Source organism: Arthrobacter sp. (genome assembly GCF_048266065.1).
GTDB lineage: Bacteria > Actinomycetota > Actinomycetes > Actinomycetales > Micrococcaceae > Arthrobacter_H.
This window is the reverse complement of sequence record NZ_JBLXAH010000007.1, coordinates 24,488-45,937: the sequence shown is the minus strand read 5'-3', so window position 1 is coordinate 45,937 and position 21,450 is coordinate 24,488. Positions and strand designations below refer to the sequence as shown.

Here is a 21,450-nt window from a genome sequence, read left to right as displayed (position 1 = left end):
TTTTTCTCAAGGGGGTCCGTTCTCTGTGCGGTGTTGTTTTTTCATATCCGGTCGGCGGCGTCTGTTTTCGGTCGACGCCGGAGCACACCGGGAAAATCAAGGGCGCCCGCGACCCATGGGCGGCGGAAGCATATCTACCTTGACTTTACCACCGCTTCACAACGGGGGCATGGTCGGGGTAGCCGGGGTCCCAGGACGGTCACGGGATGTGCACCCCGGTTCGAAGCACTGCAGTGCGGACGTCTGGGTCATGCGCATAGATTGGCGACTCCTCGACGTCGCGTGGCGGGTCGGCTGGGTCCAAAAACTCCGCCCAACAATGATCGTCGTTGCCGGCCATTCCGAATTTCCTGCTCATGCGTCCGAGGGATCCTCGGCCACAGCCCGCGCGGCGGACCCTACGAGTCGAAAGGAATTTTCGCGAATTGCCTGGATCGGCGACTGGAATTCCAGCTGCGGGTTGATGGAGAGGAACCACCGCTGGGCACGGCGAGGGGAGCTGGATTCGGCGATGAGATTAAAGGTCTCCAGCGCGAACCGAAGCCGTTGCTCGGCTGGGGGTCGCGGGGCAAGTTCTCCACGCGCCCATTTGCGGGCCTGGCCGGGATCCTTGATGCCAGCAATTGAAGCGACGAGATTCGCTGTCAAAACGTCGATCAGCTCGCGCACCACCTCGTCGATGTCCATGTCCAGGGTTCGTGTCTGGTGCCGGGGACCGCCGGGAGCGATGGTCATGACTGACCTCCATTCGACTGGTATCCCCACCGTACCCTCGCTGCCCGCATTATGCACGGGTTATGCCCGGCATAAGCCTGCAGGGTGCACCCCGTAAAGTTGTCCCTTGTGTCAGCCGTTCCCGCCCCCACCCCAGTCCGCAGCATCCTGCGGTCCCCGCGTGCCCTGAGCACCGAGGTGCTCGCCGGGATCGTGACGACCCTTGCGCTCATCCCGGAGGTCATCTCCTTCTCGGTCATCGCGGGGGTCGACCCGCAGGTCTCCCTGCTGGCCTCGGTGGTCCTCGCCGTTTCCATGTCGTTTCTGGGTGGCCGACCGGCCATGGTCACCGCTGCAGCAGGATCGGTGGCGCTGGTGGTCGGCCCGCTGGTGAAGACGCACGGCGTCGAGTACCTGATGCCCACCATCGTCCTGGCCGGGCTGGTCCAGGTGGCGTTCGGGGTGTTCGGCCTGGCCCGGCTGATGCGCTTCGTCCCGCGCTCGGTCATGCTCGGTTTCGTCAACGGCCTGGGCATCATGATCTTCATGGCCCAGGTCCCCCATGTGCTGGACCTGCCGCCGCTGGGGTACGCGGTCTTCGCCGCGGTGCTGCTCATCATCCTGCTGCTCCCCCGCCTCACCACCGTCGTTCCGGCACCGCTGGTGGCGATCGTCCTGGCGACCGCCGCCGTCATCGTCCTGAACTGGACGCTGCCCGACGTCGCCGACGAGGGCACCATCGGCGGGCCGCTGCCCGGGCTGACCGCCCTGGGCGTACCCGTCAACCTGGAGACCCTGCGGCTGATCTGGCCCACTGCCCTGTCGGTGGCGTTCGTCGGGTTGCTGGAGACCCTGCTGACGGCCAAGGTCACCGACGACCTGACCGAGACGCACTCGAACAAGGGCCGCGAATCCTGGGGGCTGGGCGTGGCCAATATGCTGGCCGCCGGCTGGGGTGGCATCGGCGGTTGCGCGATGATCGGGCAGACGGTGGTCAACGTGAAACTCGGACGGGCCCGCACCCGCATCTCCACGCTCGTGGCCGGGTTGTTCCTGCTGCTGCTCATGACCTCCCTGAGCGACGTCATGGCCCGCATCCCCATGGTCGCCCTGGCCGCGGTGATGATGGTCGTCGCCGTGCAGACGGTGAACTGGCATTCCGTCAGCCCCGCCACCCTGCGCCGCATGCCGCTGCCCGAGACCCTGGTCCTCGCCGTGACGATCATCGCCGTCGTCGCCACCGGCAACCTCGCCGTTGGTGTCGGCGTCGGCGTGCTGCTGGCCATGGTCCTCTTCGCCCGCCGGGTCGCCCGGGTGCTGGTGGTGACCAGGACACCGCACGACGACGGTGCTTCCGTGGGCTACACGGTGTCGGGCCCGCTGTTCTTCGGCAGCAGCAACGACCTGGTGGAGCAGTTCGACTACGCGGAGGACCCCTCCCGGGTGGTCATCGACCTGTCGGCGGCCCAGCTGTGGGACGCCTCGACGATCGCCGCCCTGGATGCGGTCCGTGACAAGTACGCCAAGCACGGGGCCGAGGTGGCGGTGACCGGGTTGGACGAACGCAGTTCGGCGTTGGACCGGCGGCTCTCGGGCTTCCTGAAGGACTGAGTCAGTCCAGGAGGTTTGCCTGAAGGGCCCGGCGTTCGCCGTCGTTCAGGGCACGGGAACCGGTCCGCTCGGCGTCCAGGGGGACGATCACCGTGGAGCCGACAAAGACAGTGGTATCGCCCTGGATGCCGGTGTGGCGCAGGGTGAACGACTTGGTCCCGATGCGCTCCACGCCCAGGCGCAGCGTCATCTCCGGGACGTATTCGGCCTGCGCCACGTAGTCGACCTTCAGGGACGCGACCACGACCCCGGACACGCGGGTGGAGAATCCGCCCACGCTGCGGGTCCACCGCACCCGGGCCTCCTCCATGAGGGTGACGATGCGCGCATGGTTCAGGTGTCCGTTGGCGTCCTGGTCGGACCAGCGCAGGGCGATCGTGAAGTCGAGGGAACTCATGTCCGGATCCTATCGGCGCACGGTGCGGTAGCGGGCCGGCAGGGCGTCGGGGCACGCCGTTGTTACGATGAACACGCCGCGACCCCTGCCGGGTCCGGAGCCCGGGGCCCCGCGTTCCGGACAGCTGCCGAACCAGAGGAGCCGACCGTGTCGCCAGCCGACCTTGCCCATGATGGCCGGCGCGTCCCGTGAGCCTCATGCTCCTGCTGGACCTGCTCGGGGTGTTCTTCTTCGCGGTTTCCGGTTCACTGCTCGCGGCCCGTCGCGATTTCGACGTGGTCGGCTCCATCATGCTGGCCTCGCTCGTCGGCCTCGGTGGCGGCGTCATCCGCGACCTGGTCATCGACCAGGGCCCACCCAACGCCTTCAGCCAGCCGCTGTACATCATCCCGCCGGTGCTGGCGACTCTGGCCGTGTACCTGCACGTCTTCGGGGTGCGCAGGTTGCGCCGCACGCTGATGCTGTTCGACGCCGGTGGGCTGGCCTTGTTCTGCGTCACCGGAACGGTCACCGCCCTGGAATCGGGCATGGGTGCCATCTCCGCGGCACTGCTCGGGTTGACCACCGCTGTCGGCGGCGGCGTCATGCGCGACGCCGTCGCCAACGAGGTGCCCCAGGTCTTCAACCCGCGGGGCGTTTATGCGATCGGCGCACTCTGCGGCGCCGCCTTGACCGCACTGCTCTGGCACTTCGACGTGCTCAACCCGGTGACCGGAACCGTCGTCGCCGCCCTGGTCTTCACCACCCGGGTGCTGTCGCTGCGCTATGGGTGGACGGTTCCGCTGGCGTCCGGGCGCACCGGATCCGCCGGCTTGCCGTAGCCGGCCTCGGGCCAGTGCCGCCTCAGGCCAGGGCCCGGTCGATCCTGCGGTGGTACCGCATTCCGGCCAGACCGCCGAGGATGGCCCCCAGCAGCGGGATGAGCAGGGCGATCACCAGTGCGGTGATCCCGCCCGCGGTCAGCGCCCCTTCGTCCAGCGGCACCCGGGGCATGATGTTCAGGCTGCCCAGGACGTTGAACTGGCTACCGGCGATGGCGCCGATTGCGGCCAGGACCAGGGCGATGGCGATTGCCCACAACCAGACGGCCACGCCCTGGCGGATCCCGTTGAAGCGGGCCATCCGCCCGGCGACGTAGCCGCCGCAGTAGTAGGCGACCAGCAGGATGATGCCCAACGCGATGGCACTGGGGACACCGATGGCCCCCACGTCCTTCGACGCCTGGTTCACCAGGTCCTCGGCGGAGGAACCGTTGGCCAGGCCGATGCCCGCGCCGGCCGCAGCCAACAGTGCCGTGAGCAGCACGCTCATCCCCATGGCGGTCAGCCAGCCGAAGAAGGCCGACCCGATCTTCACCCCACCGAAGCGGCGGCGTTCGGCCTCCTCGCGGACCGGGACGCCGGCCCGGTCCCGTTCGTCGGGATCCGGGTCGAACCGGGAGGACGGTTCGGGCTCTGCCCGTCCTGCGGGTTCCACCGGCCGATGGGTGGCGCTGATGCGTTCGGTGGGATGCTGGTGTTCAAAGGCCTCGGTGCGTGGTGTCGGATCGTCGGTGCTCATGCTGGATCGCTCCCTTCGCTGGTTCCCCCAGTCTGCAGGCAGCGGCCCGTCTCCACAACGACCGGGGCCGATGGCCAGCACCCGTTGACCCATACCGACCAGGAGAGCGCACATGATCTTCACGTCCGATAAACGCAACAAGTCCGAGGAACACCAGCGCCTCTACGCCGGCTTCGAGATCGCCTACACGGTGGTGGACTTCTCCGCTGCCGCCCTCTTCATCGTCGGCAGCATCATGTTCTTCTCCGAGTCCCTGATGATCCCGGGGACCTGGTGCTTCCTGGTTGGCTCCGTCTGCTTCGCCCTCAAGCCGACGCTGCGCCTGGTCCGCGAACTGCAGATGGCGCGCCTGGACAAGCTCCAGCTGTTGGCCAAGCGCGGCAGGGACTGGTAAGCCCGGGCCACTCCGCCCCGGGGACCGGGATGGCCCCCAGGCGGGAGACCGGGGCCACTATGCAAAGATTGGGGGCAACGTCGAAGCGCCGGGGTGCGAGGCATCCCGCAGGAGCTGTCAGGAGGGTCCGAACATGCACAGCGCTGCGCTGTCGACCTCTGCCCTGGACCTGCTGCTCCTGCTGCGGGGCAGCGAGCCCGAGGGCCTGGGCAGATCCGAACAGGTGTCCCACCAGATCGAGACGACCATCCTGATGGGCATCTTGTCCGAGGGCGACCGGCTCCCCACCGAATCGGCCCTGGCCGCCAAGCTCGGCGTCTCGCCGATCACCCTGCGGCAGTCGCTGGCCACACTCCGGGCCAAGGGCCTCATCGAAACCAGCAGGGGCCGCAGTGGCGGCAGCGTGGTCCGCGGCCACGGTGGCCTGAGTGATCGGGAGTTGCAGCAGAAGCTCAGGGAAACCAGCACCGAGTCGCTCCGGGACCTGGGCGACCTGGGCGCGGCGATCGCCTCGATGTCTGCGCGTCTTGCCGCGAGCCGTGCCGACCCGCGGAACGTCGAACATCTCGCCGACCTGGCCCGTGCGCACCGTGAATCTGCCGTGGAACCGGCCAGCAGGCGCCTGGACGGAAGGTTCCACGTGGGCCTGAGCATCGCCGCCCAGTCCAGCCGCCTGACCTCTGCCGCCCTGCAGTTCGAGGCAGAACTCACCACGCTTTGGTGGGGCCAAACGGAGCCGGCGGGCAGGCACCTCCACGCAGCTGGTGAGCACGACGCGATCGTCGAAGCCATCCGCGCCCAGGATCCCGATGCCGCAGGTTCAGCTGCCGAATTCCACTCCAGGAAACTGACCGAGCATCTGATCGCGCAGCATCTGGAACTGGGCATGATGTCCGAGGAGGGTAACTGACATGGACGAGATCCACGCAGCCCTGGAACGAACCGCCACGACCGTTTCGACGCGGGTGAAGTCGGTCTTCGACGACTTGGAGTCCATCGCCACGTCCGTCTCGGCCGTCGCCGAGGGCACCACCGGAATGCCACCGCGCAGCTCCTAACCAATTCCTGAGGAATGACTTCGCGGCGCGTCCACCTGGAACTCGGCGGCAAGGCACCCGTGGTGATCTTCGGCGACGCCGATCTGGAAGCTGCCGCCCGCGGTGTCCGCGAGGCGGGATTCTGGAATGCCGGCCAGGAATGCGGCTCCGCCTGCCGGGTGCTCGTCCACGAGTCGGTGGCCGCGGAATTCACCGACCTGCTGATCCGCGAGGTCAGCCAGATCTCGCTGGGGGCACCGGGAGCCGGGACCGACGTCGAGATGGGCCCCATGATTTCCGGGGCCCACTACCGCCGGGTCCTCTCAGCCCTTGAGGACATCCGCGCCGATGGGCTCACCTTTGCCCTCGGGGGCCACGCGCTCGAGGGGCCCGGCTATTTCATCGAACCGACCATCGTCACCGGGGTCCCCGCGGGCGCCGAGGTGGCCAGCACCGAGATCTTCGGCCCGGTGGTCTCCATCGAGACGTTCGGCACCGATGAGGAAGCCGTCGAGCGTTCCAATGAAACGCAGTACGGCCTGGCCGCATCGGTGTGGACGACGAACGCCTCCCGCGCCCTCTCCGTTCCCCGCCGGCTGGATTTCGGCACCGTCTGGGTCAACACCCACCTGGTCATCGCGAACGAAGTCCCCTGGGGTGGCTTCAAGGGATCGGGCTACGGGCGGGACCTGTCCATCTATGCGCTGGAGGACTTCTCCCGCACCAAGCACGTCATGTACCACCACGGGTAGGGCCTCAGGGGGCGACGACCCCCGTCGGGGTGCTGTCACCGAGCAGGATCCCGGCGGCCTTCTCCCCGATCATCACCGACGGGGCGTTGGTGTTGCCCGTGGGCACCAGCGGCATGATGGACGCGTCGGCGATCCGCACGCCGTCCAGGCCACGGACCTTCAGTGTCCGCGGGTCCACCACGGCCCCGTCGTCGGAGCCCATCCTGCAGGTGCCGACCTGGTGGTGGTAGGTCACCACCGCATCGCGCACGTACTGCTCCAGGTCGTCATCGGCGATGTCGGGGCCGGGATACACCTCGGTGGCGCCCCAGGCGGCCAGGGCCGGTGAGCGGCCGATGGCCCGGCAATGTTGCACCGAGGCGACCAGCGCCTCAACATCTGCCTGTTCGGAGAGGGCCCGCAGGTCGATGCTGATCGGGTCGGCGGCGTCCGGCCCCGTCAGCCGGATCTCGCCGCGGCTCTGGGGGCGCACCAGCCCGCCGAGCATCGAGAATCCCCCGTCCGCGCCGCTCATCTCCCCGCCGGCGTAGTCCTGCGAGTACATCGGCACGGAGAAGAAGATCGGCTGGGTGTCGGGCACCGGCAGGTCCGGGCGGGACTTGGCGAAGAGGTGGACCTCCGCCGGCGCGACCGTGGGGGCCTCGAGCGGTTCGCCGGTGGAGAAGATGACGGGTGAGAGCAGGTGGTCCTGCAGGTTCTTCCCCACACCCGGCAGGTCGTGGACGACGTCGATGCCCACCTCCGCGAGCTCGTCGGCGGGACCGATCCCCGAGCGCAGCAGCAGCTCGGGCGAGTTGATGGCTCCCGCGGCCAGCACGGTCTCGGTGGCCCGCAGCACCCGGGTGCCGCCGTCGTGCTCGACCTCGACGCCGGTGACGCGTCCGTCCTCGAGGAGCAGCCGGCGCACGTGGGCGCCGGTGAGCAGTGTGAGGTTCGGATGGTCCGCGACGGGCCGGAGGTAGGCGTGCCAGGTGTTGAAGCGGCCGCCGCCGCGCACGTTCAACTGCATGCGCGAGACGCCCTCGGGGTCCCCCGAGTTGTAGTCCTCGTTGAGTTCGAACCCGGATTCGACGGCGCCGGCGAGCATGGCGTCCTGGATCGGGTGGTGCTCATATCCGGTGGTGACATCGAGCAGACCCCCGGCTCCGCGCGTGTCCGAGGCACCGCCGTCGTAGTCCTCGATCTGGCGGAACAGCGGCAGGACGTCCTCCCAGGACCACCCGGGGCAACCGAGGTAGGCCCAGGTGTCGTAGTCCGCGCGGGCACCACGGACCCAGATGGTCGCGTTGAGGGCATGCGAACCACCCATGACCTTGCCGCGCGGCAGGTGCAGGCTGCGACCGGCGGCCCCGGCCTGCGGGAGAGTGTAGTAGTCCCAGTCCTGCTCGCTGTGCCAGAGCGCCCCGAGGGTGCAGACGTTGGCGATGTCGGGGTTGGTGTCCTGCCCACCGGCCTCGAGCACCACGACGCGGTGGCCGGCGTCGAGCAGGCGGCGGGCGATGACGTTGCCGGCCGATCCCGCGCCGACCACCAGGTAGTCGTAGTCCGTGGTGTCCATGGCGGCGCTACTCCGCGATGACCTGCGGGGTGCCCAGGCCCTTGAGCCCGGCGACGCCGAATTCGAGCCCGTAGCCGGACTGCTTGGCCCCACCGAACGGGATGCGCGGGTCCACCGCACCGTGCTTGTTGATCCACACGGTGCCGGCCTCGATACGGGCGGCGACCTTCCGGGCGCGGGCCGGATCGGAGGACCAGACGGAGGCACCGAGGCCGACGTCCAGGCCGTTGGCCATGGCGATCGCGTCCTCCAGGTCGGTGTAGCGGATGATCGGCAGGGCCGGTCCGAACTGCTCCTCGGCGACCAGCGGGTTGTCGTTGTCGATGTCGGCGACCAGGGTGGTCGGGTAGAAGTATCCGGGGGCGTCGGCGTCCGGGTTGCCGCCGGTGAGCACGCGGGCACCGGAGGACTTGGCGGCCTCGACCAGTTGCGCGACGATGTCGTACTGGGCCTGGTTCTGCAGCGGGCCGAGCACGTTGGCCTCATCCAGGCCGTTGCCCATGGGCATCTTCGCGGCCATCTCCACCAGGGCGTCGCAGACCTGGTCGTAGAGGGCGTCGGGGACGTAGAGGCGCTTGAGCGCGGCGCACGTCTGGCCGGTGTTGATGAAAGCTCCCCAGAAAAGGTCCTCGGCGATGGCCTGCGGGTCCACGTCGTCCAGGACGATGCCGGCGTCGTTGCCACCGAGCTCCAGGGTCAGGCGCTTCACGGTGTCGGCCGAGGAGCGGATGATCGCCTTGCCGGTGGCGGTGGAGCCGGTGAACATGACCTTGTCGATCCCCGGGTGCGAGGAGAGGGCCTCGCCGACGTCGCGGCCTCCGGAGACCACGTGCAGCAGATCCGCCGGCAGGGCGTCGTTGAGCACGGCGCCCAGGGCCAACACGGACAGCGGGGTGTATTCGCTGGGCTTGACCACGATGGTGTTGCCCATGCGCAGCGAGGGGGCGATCTGCCAGATGGAGATCATCATCGGCCAGTTCCACGGGCCGATGGCCCCGACCACGCCGAGCGGGCGGTAGTGGATGGCTGCGTGGGAATCACCGTCGTCGACCACCACGTCGGGATCCAGTTCGAAGGCCGCGGTGGCACGCAACCAGGCGGAGCAGGCACCGACCTCGAAGCGGGCGTTGGGCCCGTTCAGCGGCTTGCCCTGTTCGCGGGAGAGCAGTTCGGCCAGCGGTTCGGCGTTGGCCTCCACGGCGTCGGCTGCCCGGTTGAGGTAGTCGCTGCGTTCGGCGTGGGAGAGGGCGCCCCACGCGGGCTGCGCGGCGCGGGCTGCGGAGACCGCGGCGTCCAGGTCGGCGGTGGTGTGCACGGGGGCGCGGCCGACTTCCTGCCCGGTGGCCGGGTCGTTGATGGGCCGCGACTCGCCCTGCGGGGCGATCCGGGCCAGGAGGTCCTGGTAGGTGGCTGCTGCGGTGGCCGGTTGCGTGGACATGCCTGCTCCTTCTGGCTGGGGGCGTCGCCGGATGACGGCGCGTGGTCGCTTGGCACCCACTGTGCCGTACTTCACGGGTGGAGGTGTTGTCGTTGCCTGCAGGGCCCTTGTCGCTCAGCGCCGGAATCGCCGGGCCGTACGATGACAGTGGGCCGTGCGGTGGACCCCCACGGCGTGGCACAGTGGCGGGACGCCGTCGCCGATGAGCACCCAGGAGGATGATCCATGCACCCCGAGGACACCACCGCAGCGCCCCTGGCGCTCGGCCCGATGCTCCGCCATGTGGACGGGTCCAGCGCCTGCATCTGGGTCGAAACCCGCCACGCGGGCACCGTCGGCGTGCAGACCGGTGCCGGAACCTGGACGGCACCCACGTTCGGCGTCCACGGACACCACTACGCGCTCGTGCTGCTGGACGGACTGCCCGCCGGGGCCGAACTCGCCTACCAGGTCACCGTCGACGGCCACCGCGTCTGGCCCGAGAACGACGATTTCCCGCCCTCGGTCATCCGCACGCATGCGGAGGGCGGGCCCCTGCGGATGGCCTTTGGCTCCTGCAGGACCAGCGTCCCCCACGACGCGGCCGGCAACCGCGAACACGGGGTGGACGCCCTGCGCTCCTACGCGATCCACATGGCCACCGCGCAGGATCCCGCGTGGCCGGCCCTGGCGCTGCTGCTGGGCGACCAGGTCTACGCCGACATCACCAGCGAGGCCATGCAGGAGTTCATCCGCGGCCGCCGCGACATCAACGAACCGCCCGGTGCCGAACTGCGCGACTACGAGGAGTACGCCCACCTCTACGGGCTCGCCTGGTCGGATCCGGCGATCCGCTGGCTGTTCTCCACCCTGCCGACGGCCATGATCTTCGATGACCACGACATCCGCGACGACTGGAACGCCTCCCTGTCCTGGCGCCGGAAAATGGAGCAGACCAGCTGGTGGCATGGCCGCATCGTCGCCGGGCTCGGCAGCTACTGGGTCCACCAGCACCTGGGCAACCTCTCCCCCGCCGAACGGGCCGCGGATCCGCTGTGGCGGCGCATCGCCGGGCACCGGGGTGCCGGGGAACTCGACCTCAGCGAGGACCTCGATGCCTTCGCCGAGCTCGCCGACCGGGATCCCACGACCTACCGCTGGAGCTACTGCCGCGATGTCGACGACGTGCGCCTGCTGGTGGTGGATTCGCGCGCGGCCCGCCAGCTGGAGCCCGGTTCCCGGTCGCTGCTGGACGCCGACGAACGGGCGTGGGTCGACGAGCGTCTCCACGGCGGATTCCGCCACCTGCTGATCAGCACCTCCCTGCCGTTCCTGCTGCCCAAGGGGCTGCACCACGTCGAATCGTGGGACGAGGCCATCTCTGAAGGGGCCTGGGGCCGCACCTGGTCGCGCATCGGCGAGACCATCCGCCAGGCCGTCGACCTGGAACACTGGGCCGCCTTCCAAAACAGCTTCCGCCACATCGCCCAACTGGTGGTGGACACGGCGGACGGCAAGCGCGGGCCGGCCCCGGACACCATCACGTTCCTCTCAGGTGACGTGCACTTCTCCTACGTCGCCGAGGTCAAGCGCGACGCGGGAAGCCGGATCATCCAGGCCGTCTGCTCCCCCATGCGCAACCCGATGCCACCGGAACTGCGCGTTTTCGTCTCCTCCATGGCCTACGGTCCGGCGCGGCTCTTCGGCTCCCTGTTGGCCCGTTCCGCCGGCGTCGCGCCGCCGCCCATCGACTGGGTCAAGATCCGTGGCCCGTGGTTCGACAACAACTTGGCGGTCCTGGAGGATACGCCGCAGGGGCTGCGCCTGGGCTGGTCCCGCGGCGTCGTGGAACATGACGACGGCGGGACTCCCGCCCTGGAACAGGTCGCCGGAATCACCGTGGGCCCCCGCAATGCCGACGGCACCACCGGGCGGCCAACCGCCGCGACCCGGATGCGGCGACGGTTGGATTCGCTGCTGCGCCTGCTGCCCCGACGCGGCTGAGGCCACCCTCACAAAAAATAATGCTTGACATTTCAAGCATGGGGTGTCATAGTTATATGCATAAGCATACAAACCTCCCGGTTCCGCCGGGGAGAAGCAAAGGAGTCCCCCATGTCAGTTACGCTCACCCCCGGCACCTGGAAGCTCGATCAGGCCCACACCGAGGTCGGATTCAGCGTCCGCCACGCAGGCATCAGCAAGGTCCGCGGCGCGTTCACCGATTCGGATGCCACCCTCACGGTCGGCGAATCCCTCGAGGGCTCGAAGGTCGAGGCCGTCGTGAAGACCGCCTCCTTCGACTCCAACGACGAGAACCGCGACGGCCACGTCAAGAGCGCCGACTTCTTCGACGTCGAGCAGTTCCCGGAAATGACCTTCGTGTCCACCGGCACCGCTGGCGACCACGAGGAATTCGTCCTGAAGGGCAACCTGACCATCAAGGAGACCACCCTGCCGGTCGAGTTCAAGGTCGAGTTCGGCGGCGTCGCCGTTGACCCGTTCGGCGCCACCCGCGCCGGGTTCTCCGCCACCACGCAGATCTCCCGCAAGCAGTTCGGCATCACCTGGAACGCAGCCCTCGAAGCCGGCGGCGTCCTGGTCGGCGACAAGGTCACCATCAACGTCGACTCGGCGTTCGTCCTGCCCTCGGCCAACTAGGTCCACCAGCAACAGCACGACGTCGGCCGCCTCCCCTCGCAGGGGTGGTGGCCGGCGTCGTTTTGCGTGGAGCCCTATCCCCCGTGCAGCACCACTGCCTTGAGCGATTCCGGTTCGCGGCGGGCCAGCGTCAGCGCCGCCTCGGTCTCCTCCAACGGGAAACGGTGGGTGATCAGCGGCGCGGTGGCCACCGCTCCGGAGGCGATCAGCGCCAGGGCCGTCGGGTACGTGTTGGCGTAGCGGAACACACCGGTGATGGACAGCTCGCGCCCCTGGATCAGCGGGGCGCTGAGCGTGAGCTCGTCGGCGCCCATGCCCACCAGGACTGCCCGTCCCGCCGGGGCCAGGGCACGCAGGCCCGATGCGACCGCGGGCTGCGCGCCCGAGCATTCCAACAGCACGGTCTGGCCATCGGGCGGCGTGTCCCCTGCAGGAACGGCCGTGAATCCCAGGCCGCGAGCCACGTCCAGCCGGTACGGGCTGAGGTCCGTCACCGTGACCTCGGAGGCCCCGTGGGCGCGGGCGACCTGCGCGGCGAAGAGCCCGATCGGCCCGGCTCCCGTGACCAGGACCCGGTCCCCCGCGGTGATGCCGGCTTTCCTTGCGGCCCAGACGCCGACGGAAACCGGTTCGGCCATGGCTGCCTGCTCGAAGGCCATGCCGTCCGGTGCCCGGTGCGCGAAGTCGGCGTCGATCGCCACGAACCCGGCGATCGACCCGTCCACCGGCGGGGTGGCGAAGAAGACGACGTCGGGGCACAGGTTGTAGCGCCCGGCCCGGCACTGCTCGCAGCGCCGGCACGGCACCCCGGGCTCCAGCGCGACCGTCTGGCCGATGCGCCCGGCATCGACGTCGGCCCCCACCGCGGTGATGACGCCGGCCGATTCGTGGCCGATGACCATCGGCGCGTCCAGGACGAAGTCGCCGATCCGGCCGTGTTCGTAGTAGTGCACGTCCGAACCGCAGATGCCCGTGGCCCGGACGGCGACGAGCACCTCATGGGGAGCCGGCACCGGGACGGGCCTCTCCTCGATGGCGACCTCGCCGATGCCGCGCAGGACCGCGCTGGGGTTCTTCATGCTTGCTCCTTCTGGTCGGGGCGCCGGGTGTAGGTCATGATCGCGTTGCCTCCGTCGAACCTGGAGACGTCCTCGAGGTCGAAGAGTGTCGGGGAAAACGCGCCGGCAAAGGCCGGCCGCCCGGCACCGGCGACCACGGGGTACTGCTTGACGATGATCCGATCGATCTCCGGCAACAGCGCGGCAGCCAGCTCCCCTCCGCCGGCCAGGTAGATGTCCAGCGCGGAGTTCTCCGACTTCAGCGACCGCACGACCGGCACGGGGTCCTGGGCCACCACGTCCACCGCCGGATCCAGCTGCTGCAGGCTGCGCGAAAACACGATCTGCCGCAGGTGGGAGTACGGATTGGTGATGCCTTCGGCGAGCGCCGGCTCATAGGTGCGCCGCCCCATCACCACCGTGTCGAAGGTCTTCAGCGGCGCATCCGCCAGCCCCACCTGTGAGCGGATGTGGGACGGGATCGTGTCGGGGTATGCGGCGAGCATGTGCGCCATGTACTCGTCCGGGCTGTGAAAGAAGTCGATCTCGTCGGCGGGCCCGGCGATGTAGCCGTCAATGGATATGGCGATGTAGTAGACCAGTTCGCGCATGGACAGCCTTCCGTTCGGTTTGGACCGACACTACCGGCGGTCGGTCGGCACGTCGAAGCCTTTCGGCCGCTGCGGGCTACGTCGCCTCGATCAGCCCCATGAACATGGTCTGGTGCAGGACCTGGACGTGCCGGCGGGAGATGTCCACTGCGGTGACCACGTCCTTCTCCCGCAGCGCTGCGACCAGCTCGACGTGGTCGGCATTGGCCACGTGGAGTTCGGTGATGGGGTAGGGCAGGAAGTAGGCGTAGAGCTCGGCCAGTGTGCGGTGGTACTGCTCCGTGGGCCCGTCCAGCCCGGAGGCGGTGCCCACCAGGCGGTGGAAGTGCTCATCGGCCAGGTGGTATTCCGCCCAGGTCGTGGACGCGGCCATCGTGGCGGTCAGCTCCTCCAGCTCGGCCAGCTGGGAGCCGGTGGCGGTGAGGGCCGCGAAATGGGTCACCGTGCACTCGAACATCAGGCGCCGGTCGACGAGCTGGTGGATGGCTGCGAAGTCGGCGGGCCCGACGGCGAGTGCACGCAGTGCCTGCGCCGGAGGGTGGTCCGCTACGAACGTCCCGCCGTGGCGACCACGCCGGCGCACCACGATGCCGTCCTCGGCCAGGCTGGTCAGCGCGCGGCGGGCGGTGATGGCACTGACCGACAGGCCCAACGCGACCTCGTGCTGGTCGGGCAGCCGCTCCCCCGGCTGCAGCAGGCCCAGCGAAATGGCCATGGCGATGCGTGTGCGCACGGCATCCATGGCGGTGATCCGTTCGATGCCTGCCAGCACGGGGCCGCCGATGGGCGATTCGTCGGCGCCGCCCGCCGGGGCATTCTTCCCCTCGCCAGGGTCTTGATCGGGCACGCTCATCCCCCTACTCTAGGTGCGTCGTCGGACGTGTTTTCTATTCGTTCATTGTGATCTATTATGTTTCAGGTCACAACAACGTTCGGAGTCGCACATGCCCTCGACACTTCCCCTGGTCGCCGTCCAGGCACCACCACGCCTGATCGGGGACCCGCTCGCGGACTTCGCGTCCGAGGTCTCCACGGTCCTGGCAGCCCACCCCACGGCACGGCTGGTGGTGTTCCCCGAGCTGCACCTGTTCGGGGACGGATCCCCCGATCTGCAGCGCACCGCTGCACTGCAGGCCGCCGCCGAGCCGCTGCACGGCCCCCGCGTGGAGGGCCTGCGGGAGATCGCCCGCGACCTGGGCATCTGGCTGGTTCCCGGCAGCGTCTGCGAGCGCGGACCGGCCGGTGAGCTCTTCAACACCGAACTGGTCATCGCCCCCGACGGCGAGCTCGCCGGGACCTACCGCAAGATCTTCCCGTGGCGCCCCCACGAGCCCTACGACCCCGGGACGGAATTCAACACCGCGGACGTGGAGGACACCACAGTGGGCCTGAACATCTGCTACGACGCCTGGTACCCCGAAACCACCCGGCAGCTGGCGTGGATGGGGGCGGAGGTCATCCTCAACGTCGTGAAGACCACCACCGCCGACCGCGCCCAGGAGCTGGTGCTGGCCCGGGCCAACGCCATCGTGAACCAGGTCTTCATGGTCTCGGTGAACTGCGCCGGGCCGGTCGGCAAGGGCCGGAGCATCATCGTGGGCCCCGAGGGCGAGGTGCTCGCCGAGGCGGCGGGTGCCGCCCCCGAACTGCTCTTCACCGAACTGGACCTCACCGCCATCGACCGCGTGCGCACCAACGGCACGGCAGGGGTGAACCGCATGTGGTCGCAGTTCGCCCCCGGAGAGGCGCCCATCCACCTTCCGGTCTACGACGGGCGCATCGACCCGGCCAGCTGGACCCCGACGCACCGAACCCCCAGGAGCAACGCATGAGCAACGCACCGGCCCTCACCCGCACCCTCAAACTCCCATCGCTGGTGTTGTTCGGGCTGGCCTACCTCACCCCGCTGATCGTGCTGGGCATCTTCGGGGTGATCGCCGAGGCAACCGGGGGCGCCTCCTCCTCGGCCTACCTCGTGGCGATGATCGCCATGCTCTTCACCGCGCACAGCTACGGGCGGATGGCCATCACCCACCCCGTCGCCGGTTCGGCCTATACGTATGTGCGCCGCTCCATCGACCCGCACGCCGGGTTCCTGGTGGGCTGGGCGATCCTGCTGGACTACCTCTTCCTGCCCATGGTCATCTGGCTGATCGGCGGCTCGTACCTCAGCGCCCAGTTCCCCGGCATCCCCATGGCCGTGTGGATCATCGGGTTCATCGCCATCACCACCGTGCTGAACGTCCTGGGGATCAAAGTCGCCGACAAGGCCAACTACGTGCTGATGGCCTTCCAGCTGCTGGTCATCGTCTTCTTCGTCGCCCTGTCGATCTCCCACGTGGTGTCCGGCTCCGGTGCGGGCGGACTGTTCAGCGCCGGGCCGTTCTCCAACCCGACGTCCAGCTTCGGCACCATCACCGCAGGGGCGGCCATCGCCGCCTATTCGTTCCTGGGATTCGACGCCGTCACCACGCTGACGGAGGAGACGATCGAACCGCGCAAGAACATGCCGCGCGCCATCATGCTCATCGCCCTGATCGGCGGCGGGATCTTCGTCCTCGTCTCCTACACCACCCAACTGGTCCACCCCGGCGGCGTCTTCGAGGACTCCTCCTCCGCGGCCAGCTCCATCGCCCTGCAGATCGGCGGGACCTTCTTCGGTGCGGTGTTCCTGGCGGGACTGGTCGTCGCCCAATTCGCCTCCGGGCTCGCCGCCCAGGCCAGCGCCTCCCGCCTGCTCTACGCCATGGGCCGCGACTCGGTCCTGCCGAAGGCCGTCTTCGGCCGGCTCAACGCCCGCTTCCACACCCCCGTGGTGAACCTCTTCATCGCCGGCGCCGTGGGGCTGATCGCGATCTTCATGGATGTGGCCACCTCGACGTCGTTCATCAACTTCGGCGCCTTCACCGCCTTCACCCTGGTCAACGTCTCCGTCGTGTTCCACTACGTGCGGGCCAGGCGGGCCGGGCACCACCTGAACGTCCTCAGCTGGGTCGTGGTCCCCGCCATCGGCGCCGTCATCTGCGCCTTCCTGCTCTCCCAGCTCGACGTCCACGCACTGACCCTGGGGCTGATCTGGCTGGCCGTCGGCGTCGTGGTGCTGGGCCTGATCACCCACGGCTTCCGCACGGCACCACCGGAGATGGCGTCCGAGGACATGGCAGGCTAGATGACCACACCACCGCTGGAGACCAGAAGGGAACCCAGGATGCGCCTTGCCGTCGGCCAAATGGACTCGGGGAACGACGTCGGCGCCAACCTGCGCGCCATCGACGCCCTCGCCGCGCGCGCCTCGAGCGACGGCGCCCGGCTGCTGGTCCTCCCGGAGTATGCGACGTATGAGAAGAAGGCGGTCGACGCCTCCTTCGTCGAGGCAGCCGAGGCCCTGGACGGGCCGGTGTGCACCGAGCTGGGGCGGATCGCCGCCGCCCACTCGGTGGCTCTGGTCGCCGGGGTCATCGAGACGGGCACGCAGCCCGGCCGGGCCTTCAACACCCTGGCCGCGTTCAGCGATACCGGCGAGCTCCGGACCTCCTACCGCAAGATCCACCTCTTCGACGCCCAGGGGCATGCGGAATCGGATCACATCCAGCCGGGGCCGGTCCGCGGCCCTGCCGTCTTCGAACTCGACGGCGTGCGCTTCGGCCTGCAGACCTGCTACGACCTGCGCTTCCCCGAGCACTCCCGCGCACTGGCCGATGCCGGAACCGACGTCCTGCTCATCTGCGCATCCTGGGTCCCCGGACCGGGCAAGACCCGCCAGTGGGAGGTGCTGACCGCCGCCCGCGCCATCGAGACCTGCAGTTTTGCCATCGGGGCCTGCCAGTCAGCACCGGTGTCGGTGGGGCACAGCACGGTCGTGGACCCCTTCGGTTCGGTGGTGGGCAGCCTCGGCATCGGCCCGGAACTGCTCGTCGTGGACATCGACCCGGAGCAGGTGGGCCTGGCCCGACGGGGCTTCCCCGTCGCCACCCAACGCCGGCTCTGACCCGGGCGGGCGGCATCCGTGGCCGCCGGGGCGATGGCTGCCCTCAGCCCGCCTGGTACTGCGTCACCAGTTCGCGTTTGAGGATCTTCCCGCTGGGTCCGACCGGGAACTCGCTGACGATCTGCACCACCCGGGGGTACTTGTAGGCGGCCAGCCCCTCGGACGCGTAGTCGCGGATGGCCTCGGGCGTGAGCTGGCTATCGGGGACGAGGGTCACCGCGGCCACGATCTCCTGGCCGTGGGCGTCGTCCTCCACCCCGAAGACGGCGACATTGGAGATCTCCGCATGCTTCATGAGGTACTCCTCGACCTCGCGGGGGTACACGTTGTAGCCGTTGCGCAGGATCATGTCCTTCTTGCGGTCCATGATCCGCAGGTACCCGTCCTCGTCCTTGGTGCCCAGGTCCCCGGTGCGGAACCAGCCGTCGACCATGGCCTCGGCCGTGGCCTCGGGACGGTTCAGGTATCCGGCGAAGAGGTTGTGGCCGCGGACCACCAGCTCGCCCAGTTCCCCGCGCGGCAGCAATTCGATGGCGTCGGTGACCTCGGGGCGGGCAATCTCGACGTCCACTCCCCACACCGGAGTACCGATCGATCCCGGCACCGTGGGGCGCCCGACGTGGTTGAAGGTGGCCACCGGGGAGGTCTCGGTGAGGCCGTACCCCTCGTAGATGGTCGAGCCGAAGTTCTCCTCGAACGCCTCCAGCGCAGCCAGCGGCAGGGACGCCCCACCGGAGACCGCGTAGCGCAGCGCGCTGGGCTTCTCCTGGCGGTCGCGGAAGGCCTGGAGCAGCCCGAGGTACATGGTGGGGACCCCGCAGAAGATGTTGATGCCGTCGTCGAGCACCATGTCCAGGGCCCCGGCCGGGGTGAACTTGGGCAGCAGCATGATCTCGGCGCCGGCGCGCAGTCCCGCGTTGAGCACCACGGTCTGGCCGAAGGTGTGGAACAGCGGCAGGCCGCCGAAGATCCTGTCGCCTTCGCGGAAATCAAAGGTGCTGGTCAGCAGGACGTTGACCTGCTCGAGCAGGGCGAAGTGGCAGCCCAGCGCCCCCTTGGGCTTGCCGGTGGTCCCCGATGTGTAGAGGATCGTGGCGATGTCATCGGGCCGCATCGGCCGGTAGGTGTCGATCGGTTCCGCGGCGGCGGCACGGTCCTCGAGCCGTGCATGCTCCGTCCCCTCGGGGGCCAGCACCGTCATCACGTCGACCCCGGCGGCCTCGGCGGCCAGCGCCCCCTGCTCCAGCAATCCGGCGGCGCAGACCAGCAGGCCTGCCTCGGCGTCGCGCAGGATGTATTCGATCTCGTGGCGCTTGAGCAGCGCGTGGATCGGGACGACCGTTCCGCCCAGGGCCAGCACCGCGTAATAGGTGCGGGCAAAATCGGTGACGTTCGGGATCAGCACTGCCACGCGCGAGCCGTTCCCCACGCCGGCGTCGCGCAGGGCGCCGGCATAGGCACGGGTCTGGTCCCACAACGTGGCGTAGCTGACCGTTTCCCCTCCCAGCGTCACGGCGGGGCGGTCGGCAAAGCGGTGGGCGGACTCCGCCAGGATGGCTGCGACGGACAGGGTGGCAAACATCGCCGCTCCTCGGGTTGACGTGTGCTGGGTCACAACATTGTGTAATGGGACTGGGGTTCAGGTCAAGGAACCCGGTTCCACGTGTGCTGCGGTGCGCCGGGTCAATCCCGCTCGGCGCGCGGGCGCACCGGGGCGGCTGGCCGGACGGTGGCGGCCCGGCCGCGCAGCAGCAGCGTGACCGCCAGGGCGACGGCCGCCGTGATGGCCAGCAGGAGCAGCCCGATCCCATAGCTGTTGGTCACCGGATCGTAGGTCGACCCCATGACCATCGGGGGGAAGAATCCGCCCAGGCCTCCCGCGGCACTGACGATGCCGGAAACCGATCCGACGTTGTCCGCCGGCGCCGCGCTGCCGACCCAGGCGAAGACGCCGCCGGCGCCCAGTCCCAGGGCGGCGGCCATGAGCAGGAACGTCGCGCCGGTGGCGACCTCGGTGCGCGGCTGCTGCATCACCACCAGCGCCAGGACCGTCACGGCCAGCAGCGACACCGCGACGACGGGCTTGGAACCGATGCGGTCCGCCAGCGTGCCGCCCACGGGCCGGGCGACCACCGCGGCCAGGGCGAAGCCGGCGGTCCGCGTCCCCGCTGCGGTGGGATCCATGCCGTAGATGTCCAGCAGGTACGTCGGCAGGTAGGCGCAGAAGCTGACGAATCCGCCGAAGACGACGGCGTAGAGGAAGCACAGCTGCCAGGTCACCGGCAGCCGGGCGGCCCGCAGCAGCTTGGGGGCCACCGGAGCCGTCGGCGTCTGCCGGGCCGGGGACTCACGCAAGGTGAACCAGACGACGCCGGCCGTGACGGCCAGGAGGCCGGCCAGCAGCAGGTGGGTCGGCAGGTAGCCGAGGGAACGGACCAGCCGCGGGGTCAGGAACGCGGCGATCGCCGTCCCTCCCATGCCCATCCCGAAGACACCCGTCGCGAAGCCCCGCCGGGAAGCGGAGTACCAGGCCGAGACGAACGGGATGCCGACGGCGAAGACCGTCCCCGCGATGCCCAGGAAGAAGGCCACGACCAGCAGCATCGCGAACGATCCCACGCCGCCGGCGACGGCGACCAGCACCACTGGGATGACGGTGGCCCCCAGCACCACGGTGAACATGATCCGTCCGCCGAACCTGTCGGTCAGCGCGCCCACGACGATCCGGCCCAGGGAGCCGACCAGGATGGGCATGGCCACCAGCACGGAGACGGCACCTGCACCGAGCTCCATGTCGTGGCTGTAGCGTGCCCCCAACGGCGAGATGACCATCCAGCCCCAGAATCCCACGGCGGAGGCGATCGTGGCCAGGACCAGGTTATAGGCAGCCCGACGGGGATCGATCGCCGGCTGCGGGGAAGTCATCGCCGGTCACGTTCCCGGTCCGCGGACCCCACCGGCGACCAGCCCCGGCGCGCCGGCCTGCTGCCGAGCTGGCGGTCGCGGGAGCGGTAGACGATGTAGGGGCGGAAGATGTAGTGCAGCGGCGCGGTGAAGGCGTGGACCAGCCGGGTGAAGGGCCAGATGACGAACAGCACCATGCCCACCAGCGTGTGCAGGTGGAAGGAGAACGGGGCGGCGGCCATCGAGGAGATGTCGGGCTGCAGGATGTACAGCGACCGGAACCACGGGGAGACGCTCTCGCGGTAGTTGTGCCCGTGCCCGCCCAGGAACACGCTGGCCAACGTGGTCCAGAGCCCGAAGATGATCGCTGCGACCAGCACGATGTACATCATCTTGTCGTTCCTGGTCGTCGCCATGAACACCGGCCCGGTGGTGCGCCGGCGGATCACCAGCAGGATGATCCCGCCCAGCGTGCCGATGCCGGCAACGCCGCCGACGAACAGCGCGTTGAAGTGGTAGAACTCCTGGCTCATGCCCACCGCCTCGGTCCAGGACATGGGGATGACCAGTCCGAACAGGTGCCCGGCCAGCACGGCGAGGATCCCGAAGTGGAACAGCGGCGAGGCGATGCGCAGCAGCCGCGATTCGTAGAGCTGGCTGGAGCGGGTGGTCCAGCCGAACTGGTCGTAGCGGTACCTCCACACCAGCCCGCCGACCAGGATGACGGCCATCAGGTACGGCAGCACACCCCACAACACCACGTCGAGCACTCCCACATCCGGTGCCAT

General features: G+C 69.0%; 22 protein-coding genes. 11 read left to right on the top strand and 11 right to left on the bottom strand.

All coding sequences use genetic code 11. The features are described from left to right. Positions 1 to 354 precede the first annotated feature (354 nt). Positions 355 to 735, bottom strand: coding sequence for a hypothetical protein (locus ACN0TP_RS12510; protein WP_417219488.1), 381 nt, complete (start codon positions 733 to 735; stop codon positions 355 to 357). A 108-nt stretch (positions 736 to 843) separates the two neighbouring features. Between ACN0TP_RS12510 and ACN0TP_RS12505 the strand changes: the two genes are divergently transcribed. Then, entirely contained in the window at positions 844 to 2,325 is a 1,482-nt protein-coding gene (locus ACN0TP_RS12505) for a SulP family inorganic anion transporter (RefSeq protein ID WP_417219486.1), read from the top strand. 1 nt (position 2,326) lies between these two features. Here the strand turns inward: ACN0TP_RS12505 and ACN0TP_RS12500 are convergent, their stop codons facing one another. Continuing rightward, entirely contained in the window at positions 2,327 to 2,722 is a 396-nt protein-coding gene (locus ACN0TP_RS12500) for an acyl-CoA thioesterase (RefSeq protein ID WP_417219484.1), read from the bottom strand. A 197-nt stretch (positions 2,723 to 2,919) separates the two neighbouring features. On the opposite strand from ACN0TP_RS12500, the gene ACN0TP_RS12495 reads away from it, so the two are divergent. After that, positions 2,920 to 3,543, top strand: coding sequence for a trimeric intracellular cation channel family protein (locus tag ACN0TP_RS12495; protein WP_417219710.1), 624 nt, complete (start codon positions 2,920 to 2,922; stop codon positions 3,541 to 3,543). A 22-nt stretch (positions 3,544 to 3,565) separates the two neighbouring features. Here ACN0TP_RS12495 and ACN0TP_RS12490 read toward each other — a convergent pair whose 3' ends face one another. Then, a complete protein-coding gene (locus ACN0TP_RS12490; RefSeq protein ID WP_417219483.1) occupies positions 3,566 to 4,282 on the bottom strand; it encodes a hypothetical protein in 717 nt (238 codons plus the stop codon). A gap of 112 nt (positions 4,283 to 4,394) precedes the next feature. Between ACN0TP_RS12490 and ACN0TP_RS12485 the strand changes: the two genes are divergently transcribed. The 4 genes from ACN0TP_RS12485 (at position 4,395) to ACN0TP_RS12470 (ending at position 6,465) form a co-directional block, all read left to right on the top strand. Beyond that, a complete protein-coding gene (locus ACN0TP_RS12485; RefSeq protein WP_417219481.1) occupies positions 4,395 to 4,676 on the top strand; it encodes a YrhK family protein in 282 nt (93 codons plus the stop codon). A gap of 133 nt (positions 4,677 to 4,809) precedes the next feature. Next, positions 4,810 to 5,586, top strand: a complete 777-nt coding sequence (locus ACN0TP_RS12480) for a FadR/GntR family transcriptional regulator (protein ID WP_417219480.1) — start codon at positions 4,810 to 4,812, stop codon at positions 5,584 to 5,586. Position 5,587: 1 nt separating this feature from the next. Next, complete coding sequence (locus tag ACN0TP_RS12475; RefSeq protein WP_417219478.1) at positions 5,588 to 5,734, top strand: hypothetical protein; 147 nt, start codon at positions 5,588 to 5,590, stop codon at positions 5,732 to 5,734. 14 nt (positions 5,735 to 5,748) lie between these two features. Further along, the gene (locus ACN0TP_RS12470) at positions 5,749 to 6,465 is read left to right on the top strand and encodes an aldehyde dehydrogenase family protein (RefSeq protein WP_417219476.1); all 717 of its coding nucleotides are present in this window, start codon (positions 5,749 to 5,751) and stop codon (positions 6,463 to 6,465) included. Positions 6,466 to 6,469: 4 nt separating this feature from the next. Here the strand turns inward: ACN0TP_RS12470 and ACN0TP_RS12465 are convergent, their stop codons facing one another. Together ACN0TP_RS12465 and ACN0TP_RS12460 are read right to left on the bottom strand one after the other, a co-directional pair. Continuing rightward, on the bottom strand, positions 6,470 to 8,023 hold the full coding sequence (locus ACN0TP_RS12465) for a GMC family oxidoreductase (protein ID WP_417219474.1): 1,554 nt from the start codon (positions 8,021 to 8,023) through the stop codon (positions 6,470 to 6,472). 7 nt (positions 8,024 to 8,030) lie between these two features. Then, entirely contained in the window at positions 8,031 to 9,461 is a 1,431-nt protein-coding gene (locus ACN0TP_RS12460; protein ID WP_417219473.1) for an aldehyde dehydrogenase family protein, read from the bottom strand. 225 nt (positions 9,462 to 9,686) lie between these two features. Between ACN0TP_RS12460 and ACN0TP_RS12455 the strand changes: the two genes are divergently transcribed. Both ACN0TP_RS12455 and ACN0TP_RS12450 read left to right on the top strand, forming a co-directional pair. Continuing rightward, positions 9,687 to 11,444 carry an alkaline phosphatase D family protein gene (locus ACN0TP_RS12455; protein ID WP_417219470.1) on the top strand — a complete coding sequence of 586 codons (1,758 nt, stop codon included), beginning with the start codon at positions 9,687 to 9,689 and terminating at the stop codon, positions 11,442 to 11,444. A gap of 111 nt (positions 11,445 to 11,555) precedes the next feature. Continuing rightward, positions 11,556 to 12,101 carry a YceI family protein gene (locus ACN0TP_RS12450; RefSeq protein WP_417219467.1) on the top strand — a complete coding sequence of 182 codons (546 nt, stop codon included), beginning with the start codon at positions 11,556 to 11,558 and terminating at the stop codon, positions 12,099 to 12,101. A 74-nt stretch (positions 12,102 to 12,175) separates the two neighbouring features. Here the strand turns inward: ACN0TP_RS12450 and ACN0TP_RS12445 are convergent, their stop codons facing one another. The 3 genes from ACN0TP_RS12445 to ACN0TP_RS12435 all read right to left on the bottom strand — a co-directional run bounded on the left by ACN0TP_RS12445 (position 12,176) and on the right by ACN0TP_RS12435 (position 14,623). Beyond that, positions 12,176 to 13,180, bottom strand: a complete 1,005-nt coding sequence (locus tag ACN0TP_RS12445) for an NAD(P)-dependent alcohol dehydrogenase (RefSeq protein WP_417219465.1) — start codon at positions 13,178 to 13,180, stop codon at positions 12,176 to 12,178. After that, positions 13,177 to 13,770, bottom strand: a complete 594-nt coding sequence (locus tag ACN0TP_RS12440) for a dihydrofolate reductase family protein (RefSeq protein ID WP_417219462.1) — start codon at positions 13,768 to 13,770, stop codon at positions 13,177 to 13,179. The genes ACN0TP_RS12445 and ACN0TP_RS12440 overlap by 4 nt, the downstream gene beginning before the upstream one ends. A gap of 76 nt (positions 13,771 to 13,846) precedes the next feature. Further along, positions 13,847 to 14,623 (bottom strand): FadR/GntR family transcriptional regulator, encoded by a 777-nt coding sequence (locus tag ACN0TP_RS12435; RefSeq protein ID WP_417219460.1) that lies wholly within the window; start codon positions 14,621 to 14,623, stop codon positions 13,847 to 13,849. Positions 14,624 to 14,714: 91 nt separating this feature from the next. Between ACN0TP_RS12435 and ACN0TP_RS12430 the strand changes: the two genes are divergently transcribed. Genes ACN0TP_RS12430 through ACN0TP_RS12420 form a run of 3 tightly spaced genes read left to right on the top strand, consistent with a single transcriptional unit; the run spans position 14,715 to position 17,758 of the window. Further along, positions 14,715 to 15,602 carry a carbon-nitrogen hydrolase family protein gene (locus tag ACN0TP_RS12430; protein ID WP_417219458.1) on the top strand — a complete coding sequence of 296 codons (888 nt, stop codon included), beginning with the start codon at positions 14,715 to 14,717 and terminating at the stop codon, positions 15,600 to 15,602. Continuing rightward, entirely contained in the window at positions 15,599 to 16,939 is a 1,341-nt protein-coding gene (locus ACN0TP_RS12425; protein WP_417219457.1) for an APC family permease, read from the top strand. Before ACN0TP_RS12430 ends, ACN0TP_RS12425 begins: the two co-directional genes overlap by 4 nt. A gap of 39 nt (positions 16,940 to 16,978) precedes the next feature. Continuing rightward, positions 16,979 to 17,758: a carbon-nitrogen hydrolase family protein gene (locus ACN0TP_RS12420; RefSeq protein WP_417219456.1), complete on the top strand. Its 780-nt coding sequence runs from the start codon at positions 16,979 to 16,981 to the stop codon at positions 17,756 to 17,758. A gap of 43 nt (positions 17,759 to 17,801) precedes the next feature. On the opposite strand, the gene ACN0TP_RS12415 is transcribed toward ACN0TP_RS12420, so the two are convergent. From ACN0TP_RS12415 to narI, 3 genes are all read right to left on the bottom strand, one after another. Beyond that, complete coding sequence (locus tag ACN0TP_RS12415) at positions 17,802 to 19,340, bottom strand: long-chain-fatty-acid--CoA ligase (RefSeq protein WP_417219455.1); 1,539 nt, start codon at positions 19,338 to 19,340, stop codon at positions 17,802 to 17,804. A gap of 101 nt (positions 19,341 to 19,441) precedes the next feature. Further along, complete coding sequence (locus tag ACN0TP_RS12410) at positions 19,442 to 20,683, bottom strand: MFS transporter (protein ID WP_417219453.1); 1,242 nt, start codon at positions 20,681 to 20,683, stop codon at positions 19,442 to 19,444. Next, on the bottom strand, positions 20,680 to 21,450 hold the full coding sequence (gene narI, locus ACN0TP_RS12405) for a respiratory nitrate reductase subunit gamma (protein WP_417219452.1): 771 nt from the start codon (positions 21,448 to 21,450) through the stop codon (positions 20,680 to 20,682). The genes ACN0TP_RS12410 and narI overlap by 4 nt, the downstream gene beginning before the upstream one ends.

Excerpts from the sequence above, each read along its gene's own strand:
- ACN0TP_RS12510 (WP_417219488.1), bottom strand. The coding sequence starts at position 735 with ATGACCATCGCTCCCGGCGGTCCCCGGCACCAGACACGAACCCTGGAC.
- ACN0TP_RS12500 (WP_417219484.1), bottom strand. The coding sequence starts at position 2,722 with ATGAGTTCCCTCGACTTCACGATCGCCCTGCGCTGGTCCGACCAGGAC.
- ACN0TP_RS12495 (WP_417219710.1), top strand. The coding sequence starts at position 2,920 with ATGCTCCTGCTGGACCTGCTCGGGGTGTTCTTCTTCGCGGTTTCCGGT.
- ACN0TP_RS12490 (WP_417219483.1), bottom strand. The coding sequence starts at position 4,282 with ATGAGCACCGACGATCCGACACCACGCACCGAGGCCTTTGAACACCAG.
- ACN0TP_RS12485 (WP_417219481.1), top strand. The coding sequence starts at position 4,395 with ATGATCTTCACGTCCGATAAACGCAACAAGTCCGAGGAACACCAGCGC.
- ACN0TP_RS12480 (WP_417219480.1), top strand. The coding sequence starts at position 4,810 with ATGCACAGCGCTGCGCTGTCGACCTCTGCCCTGGACCTGCTGCTCCTG.
- ACN0TP_RS12475 (WP_417219478.1), top strand. The coding sequence starts at position 5,588 with ATGGACGAGATCCACGCAGCCCTGGAACGAACCGCCACGACCGTTTCG.
- ACN0TP_RS12470 (WP_417219476.1), top strand. The coding sequence starts at position 5,749 with ATGACTTCGCGGCGCGTCCACCTGGAACTCGGCGGCAAGGCACCCGTG.
- ACN0TP_RS12465 (WP_417219474.1), bottom strand. The coding sequence starts at position 8,023 with ATGGACACCACGGACTACGACTACCTGGTGGTCGGCGCGGGATCGGCC.
- ACN0TP_RS12460 (WP_417219473.1), bottom strand. The coding sequence starts at position 9,461 with ATGTCCACGCAACCGGCCACCGCAGCAGCCACCTACCAGGACCTCCTG.
- ACN0TP_RS12455 (WP_417219470.1), top strand. The coding sequence starts at position 9,687 with ATGCACCCCGAGGACACCACCGCAGCGCCCCTGGCGCTCGGCCCGATG.
- ACN0TP_RS12450 (WP_417219467.1), top strand. The coding sequence starts at position 11,556 with ATGTCAGTTACGCTCACCCCCGGCACCTGGAAGCTCGATCAGGCCCAC.
- ACN0TP_RS12445 (WP_417219465.1), bottom strand. The coding sequence starts at position 13,180 with ATGAAGAACCCCAGCGCGGTCCTGCGCGGCATCGGCGAGGTCGCCATC.
- ACN0TP_RS12440 (WP_417219462.1), bottom strand. The coding sequence starts at position 13,770 with ATGCGCGAACTGGTCTACTACATCGCCATATCCATTGACGGCTACATC.
- ACN0TP_RS12435 (WP_417219460.1), bottom strand. The coding sequence starts at position 14,623 with ATGAGCGTGCCCGATCAAGACCCTGGCGAGGGGAAGAATGCCCCGGCG.
- ACN0TP_RS12430 (WP_417219458.1), top strand. The coding sequence starts at position 14,715 with ATGCCCTCGACACTTCCCCTGGTCGCCGTCCAGGCACCACCACGCCTG.
- ACN0TP_RS12425 (WP_417219457.1), top strand. The coding sequence starts at position 15,599 with ATGAGCAACGCACCGGCCCTCACCCGCACCCTCAAACTCCCATCGCTG.
- ACN0TP_RS12420 (WP_417219456.1), top strand. The coding sequence starts at position 16,979 with ATGCGCCTTGCCGTCGGCCAAATGGACTCGGGGAACGACGTCGGCGCC.
- ACN0TP_RS12415 (WP_417219455.1), bottom strand. The coding sequence starts at position 19,340 with ATGTTTGCCACCCTGTCCGTCGCAGCCATCCTGGCGGAGTCCGCCCAC.
- ACN0TP_RS12410 (WP_417219453.1), bottom strand. The coding sequence starts at position 20,683 with ATGACTTCCCCGCAGCCGGCGATCGATCCCCGTCGGGCTGCCTATAAC.
- narI (WP_417219452.1), bottom strand. The coding sequence starts at position 21,450 with ATGGCACCGGATGTGGGAGTGCTCGACGTGGTGTTGTGGGGTGTGCTG.